General features: G+C 62.5%; 6 protein-coding genes and 1 pseudogene. 3 read left to right on the forward strand and 4 right to left on the reverse strand.

Annotated elements, in window-relative coordinates; genetic code table 11:
* Positions 1 to 92: 92 nt before the first annotated feature.
* From NU1_RS41875 to NU1_RS41880, 3 genes and pseudogenes are all read right to left on the reverse strand, one after another.
* Positions 93 to 214: pseudogene (locus tag NU1_RS41875) on the reverse strand (IS982 family transposase); the annotation flags it as partial.
* 95 nt (positions 215 to 309) lie between these two features.
* The gene (locus tag NU1_RS29340) at positions 310 to 741 is read right to left on the reverse strand and encodes a hypothetical protein (protein ID WP_067526555.1); all 432 of its coding nucleotides are present in this window, start codon (positions 739 to 741) and stop codon (positions 310 to 312) included.
* On the reverse strand, positions 738 to 884 hold the full coding sequence (locus tag NU1_RS41880; RefSeq protein WP_157553206.1) for a hypothetical protein: 147 nt from the start codon (positions 882 to 884) through the stop codon (positions 738 to 740). Before NU1_RS41880 ends, NU1_RS29340 begins: the two co-directional genes overlap by 4 nt.
* 501 nt (positions 885 to 1385) lie before the next feature.
* On the opposite strand from NU1_RS41880, the gene NU1_RS29345 reads away from it, so the two are divergent.
* From NU1_RS29345 to NU1_RS29355, 3 genes are all read left to right on the forward strand, one after another.
* Positions 1386 to 2099 carry a hypothetical protein gene (locus NU1_RS29345; protein WP_067526557.1) on the forward strand — a complete coding sequence of 238 codons (714 nt, stop codon included), beginning with the start codon at positions 1386 to 1388 and terminating at the stop codon, positions 2097 to 2099.
* A gap of 370 nt (positions 2100 to 2469) precedes the next feature.
* Positions 2470 to 4029 carry a CocE/NonD family hydrolase gene (locus tag NU1_RS29350; RefSeq protein ID WP_245720372.1) on the forward strand — a complete coding sequence of 520 codons (1560 nt, stop codon included), beginning with the start codon at positions 2470 to 2472 and terminating at the stop codon, positions 4027 to 4029.
* Complete coding sequence (locus tag NU1_RS29355; protein WP_067526561.1) at positions 4026 to 4373, forward strand: hypothetical protein; 348 nt, start codon at positions 4026 to 4028, stop codon at positions 4371 to 4373. The genes NU1_RS29350 and NU1_RS29355 overlap by 4 nt, the downstream gene beginning before the upstream one ends.
* A gap of 117 nt (positions 4374 to 4490) precedes the next feature.
* On the opposite strand, the gene NU1_RS42385 is transcribed toward NU1_RS29355, so the two are convergent.
* A partial coding sequence (locus NU1_RS42385; protein ID WP_371859852.1) for an alpha/beta fold hydrolase occupies positions 4491 to 4710 on the reverse strand: 220 nt, incomplete at its 5' end.

Genomic DNA, 4710 nt, shown 5'->3' on the forward strand with positions numbered 1-4710 from the left:
GCGTGCATGAGCACGGACACTCTTATCGCAGATCAGCAGGATGCGATCGTGTTCGGCAGTAACTGCGGATCCGACGTCGAACATCGCCGAAAGCACCTCGCGCTCACCGAGTTTCGGGTCGGCCAAAGCCCACAGCATCGGCATCCCGGTCGGAGTACACACCAGATACAGCTTCAACCCCCCAGTAAAAACGGGGGTGCGACGCGCAGTACCCGTTGACTCGCCGACACCCGCATCATGCGGTCCATCGAGGCGGTCGGATTGATGTTCCAGGCGCGTGGCCTCGGCGACTCGCTTCGAAGTGGCCAGTCAGGCGGCCAGGGGACGGGCGGGCCCAGCGTGGCAGCGGCAGGCCAATCGGCGGACCTCCATGCCCGGTGGGGCGGCGGCGAAATAGATGGTTCGGCGGTCCTGCTCCACTGTGGTCACCACGGCCGGTGTGCACGCGAGCCAGCCGGCGGTGGCGGCCGATACCGGGTGCCAGGGGCCGAAGCCATGCGGCGTGGCCGGTGGTGTCGGGAGTGGGGGAATGTCCACCTTCTGGCGCAGCGCGTCCGGGACCCGGAAATGGCAATAGAACTCGGGCCGCACACCGGAGGTGAGGTCACGTGCGATAGCCGTCGCCTGTTCGAAACTCGGCGCCGGGATATATATCTGTGGATTGGTGCTCGGAATGACAGCCCACTGCCAGAGTGTGGTGGTGGGGTGCATCACGATCCGAGTGCGCTGGTCGGCACTCAATACACCGCTCCGGCTCCGGTGGCGATGACGCCGATAACGACGACGAACGCCATGATGGCCGCGACCAGCAGTAGTGCGAAGCCGAGGCTGTCGAGTATGCGGGAGCGGTTGAATCGGTGGTGTCGGTTGAGGTGAAGGTGCATGATTTCCGGCTCCATTCGATGTGCGGCAAAGTGTGCCGAACATCGTCGAGGCGACCGGTTTGACCGGTACTGATAGTTTGCTAGATGAATTCTAGTACCCACTTCAGGATCGCTATTCCCTCTATTGGGCATAGATTGGCCTGGGTTGAAAGAGTCTTTCGTGAGCGAGAGTGGGAGTTGCCTGTCGTTGACGTGCCCTCGACTTCGGCGGTGTAGTTAGTCCCGAAGATTGTTGTGTACCAATCCTGGAGGGTGTGATGGTCGGGGATCAGTTGGACGACGCCGTCCAACTGAGCGGCGTCGCGGGTGCGGCCAGGCTCCCGCCGGGGTGACAGCGCCGTCACCCACGGGGGCCGCGTAGGCAGCCTCACCTCGAGAGACCCACACCCTGTGGCATTCGTGTAGCTGGAAGCCGCCTTCGGCGAGCCGAAGGCAAGACACCCGGCGGATGTGCGGCTACGGTTGTGCTGATCAGCGGCGATCGGCGGTAGGAGTTCTCGTTTGCGACATCTCAAGATCCTGGCACCGATCATCGCTATGGCCGCGATGGCGATGGGCTGTGACAATGCCACCGACCCGGACAGCGACGGAGTTACGGCAGGCTATGCGGTTGTACGGTTGAACCAGTTCGATCCCGACAGGTTCGCGGCAGGTGCCGATGCCGTCGACGAGTTCGAACGTATCCACGCCGAACAGCCTGGCTTCCTCGGAACTCTGGGCGTCGATCTCGGGCAGGGGAAACAGATCGATATCAACCTGTGGGAAACCGAAGACCAGGCGAATAGCGCGCTGCCGACAATTGGCCCTGTCGTCGCCCGAACACTGTCCCCACTCATGGCGGCCCCGTCTGAACTGATCGGAACCGGGCAGATCAACAAAGGCGCGGTGGGCGAGGGCGGATCGATCGCAGGTTATGCGGTTGTACGGTTGAACCAGTTCGATCCCGACAGGTTCGCGGCAGGTGCCGATGCCGTCGACGAGTTCGAACGTATCCACGCCGAACAGCCTGGCTTCCTCGGAACTCTGGGCGTCGATCTCGGGCAGGGGAAACAGATCGATATCAACCTGTGGGAAACCGAAGACCAAGCGAATAGCGCGCTGCCGACAATTGGCCCTGTCGTCGCCCGAACACTGTCCCCACTCATGGCGGCTCCTTCCGAACTGATCGGAACCGGACAGATCAACAAAGGCGCGGTGGCTTTCCAGCAGTTTTGAGCGCGGCTTCGACGAGCCGGGCGCTGGATGACAGGTCTTCGGTGGTCGGCACTTGCTGTGCGGCGGGCTGTCACTGATCGACTACGAGACCCACATGGCTGTCGTGCGTGCGACGGCCGAGGCGGCCCTCCTTATGAGACGAGGCCGCATCGAGGAACCCTCCACACTTTGAGGGATTAACATTCCCGACAACGGGAACCGAAGTAGTGGAACCGCGGAGTACCGTTCGGTCTATTCGGATAGATCAGCTCGACGACGGGATGTTGATGTGAGTGTAGTGCTGGCACCGGGGCGATGGAGTCGTGCCGTTCGTAGGGTTCGGAATATCATTCACCCTAACGTTACCGTTACCGCACCTCCGGATAACGTCGTGGCCGAACGTAACCTCGCCGTTCCGTCGCGTGACGGCACAGTTCTGCGTGTGAATGTCTATCGTCCAGCCGAACCGGGCAAGTATCCCGTCATCATGTCCGCACACCCTTACGGAAAGGACTATTTGCCTAAACCGACCCGACGCGGCTACCGCCCGTTCCCCAACCTACGAATACTTCCTCAGTCGGAACCGTTTTCCTTCTCTGCATGGACTGGGTGGGAAGCACCAGATCCGGCTCATTGGGTACCACGAGGTTACGTCGTGGTCAACGCTGATCTTCGCGGCTGGGGCACTGCGGAGGGTACCGGACAATTGCTGGCCAGAGACGAGGGGAGCGACTATCACGACCTGATCGAGTGGGCCGCGGCCCAGTCGTGGTCCACCGGCAAGGTAGGGCTCAGTGGGGTCTCGTACCTGGCTCTGTCTCAGTGGGCTGCGGCAGCTACTCATCCACCGCATTTGGCCGCGATTTCCCCGTGGGAGGGATTCACCGATTTCTATCGCGATGTCGCCATGCCGGGTGGTGTCCGTGAAAATGGCCTCATGATCGTGTGGACCAAGGGGACAGCCCGTACCAGGTCCGACAGCAATGTCGACTTGCGTAAAGAGCAGTTGGTCAGGCCGCTGTTCGACGAGTGGTGGGCGGACCGCAACCGCGATATCGAGAAGATCACGGTGCCGCTGCTCGTATGCGGGAGTTTTTCCGACCATAACTTGCATTCACGCGGTTCATTCGAAGGGTTCCGCAGAGCGGCATCGACACAGAAGTGGCTCTATACCCATCGGGGCCCGAAATGGTCCGTTTACTACAGTGCTGATGCCCTGGCCGAGCAGGACCGCTTTTTCGACCACTTCCTCAAGGAGAAGGACAACGGTCAGGACACGTTGGCCCCGGTCCGATTGGAAATTCGCAAAGACGCCGACACCATTACCTCGGTGCGTCGGGAGCAGGAATGGCCGCCGGCCGGTACGGAATGGCCGCGCTTGCATCTGCGTCAAGATGGGAGCTTCGCCGACCAGCCGGAATCGGCTGCGGCCACCTCGTCCTTCCACACACGTCGACGCGGCCTCCGGTACCGCCACCGATTCGCCACGGATACCGAAGTCGTCGGCCCGATGCGACTTCTGCTGCCCGTGGAAGTCGCTCACTGCGACGATGTGAACATCTTCGCCGGGGTCCGCAAGATCTCCGACGGCAAGTCGGTCGCCTTCGAAAACGGCTACGGATTCAGGGGCTCACTGGTGACCAACGGCATGCGGAAAGCATCCCACCACTTGCGGGACTCGGACGGCAAACCGCGCGACGATGCCGCCGAATCGCTCGCACCCGGCCAGGTCGTGCAGTTGGAGATCGAGTTGCTGCCATCAGCCACCCTGTTCGAAGCGGGTGATGAACTGGAACTGGAGATCGCGGGCCGCTGGTTCTACGCGCGCAATCCATTAACCGGGCAGTTCCCCTCCTACTACGAGAAAAGTCCACGGGGCCGATGCGTCGTGCATCTCGGTCCGGGCCATGACGCGTACCTCGAGGTTCCTGTCCAAGGGCGCGGGAGGTGATCGCGTGGCAGACCGGCACCGCGCGGCTGCTGCCGCGCATGCTGGCCGGCCGCAAGTCCGTCGACCTCGCCACGGGGCGGGCGCGGCTGTCCTACCGGCGTGCGGCCGAGCTGTTCGAGGCCCAACACCGCGTCTTTCGGCGGCGGCCCGTACACGCTGCACCAGCTGCGGCATTCCCGGCTCACGTACGCCGCGGAGGAGGGTGCCTCGACGCCGGTGTTGATGAAGTTGTCCGGTCACAGCTCGGTGCGCGGCCTCGCGAAGTACGCCAGGCGCCCGATGAGGGACTGCGCCGCTATCAGGCTGACAGCGACCCGGCCGCCCGGCGGCGTCCGGGTCGCTGAGAAGCGCACGAGCCGATGAGGCTGGTCGGCGTGTTGGAGGTCGGGGGTTCGTGGCGGCGCAGCTGAAAGTCGATGCGTCGCTGATCCGTACAGCGCCGATTGTTACTGCCAGCCGCTCTACTCGACCTTCGTCGCCAGTTCACGGACCGCGCGGACGAAGACATCCGGGCGTTCGAAGTGGACATTGTGACCGGAGGCGACTTCGACCAGGGTCGCTGTCGGTAGGTGTGCCAGCACCTTGCCCACGTCCTTGTCGTCCATGGCCGCCATGAGGACTCCGTTCTTGTCGTAGTACGACTTGCGGTGCTGGAACCAGTAATTGGTGTGAATCAGTACC

It is taken from the genome of Nocardia uniformis NBRC 13702 (genome assembly GCF_001613345.1).
GTDB classification, from domain to species: Bacteria; Actinomycetota; Actinomycetes; order Mycobacteriales; family Mycobacteriaceae; genus Nocardia; species Nocardia uniformis.